Source organism: Sphingomonas sp. 10B4 (genome assembly GCF_035019905.1).
Taxonomy (GTDB): Bacteria; Pseudomonadota; Alphaproteobacteria; order Sphingomonadales; family Sphingomonadaceae; genus Sphingomonas; species Sphingomonas glacialis.
This window is the reverse complement of sequence record NZ_JASJVC010000401.1, coordinates 1-259: the sequence shown is the minus strand read 5'-3', so window position 1 is coordinate 259 and position 259 is coordinate 1. Positions and strand designations below refer to the sequence as shown.

The 259-nt window shown below is 57.9% G+C and carries 1 protein-coding gene; it reads left to right on the top strand.

The window, feature by feature from the left end; genetic code table 11:
* Nucleotides 1-259, top strand: a 259-nt coding sequence (locus QN347_RS20260; RefSeq protein WP_323494470.1) for a hypothetical protein, incomplete at both ends; no start/stop codon positions are given.

The window sequence follows — 259 nt, the reverse complement described above, 5'->3', positions numbered from 1 at the left end:
CATCACCACACCCATTGCCGGGAAGCCAATCACTTTCAGAATTGAACAGGCGCTCATCGCGTCTAATCTCAATAGTCTGGTCAAGGTGCGCTATACCCTCCAACGTGCCGCCACCGGCCAGTTCAGTTATTCGGCCACACTGGAGTTGATCATCGGCTCCTTGATCGGCGAATTGCCTGCTCCTGACGTACTTGAGGCGCCGACGCGAGTGCTGGATCCAATGGCTGCCCTCAACGGCGCCACCGTGCGAGCCCAGTAC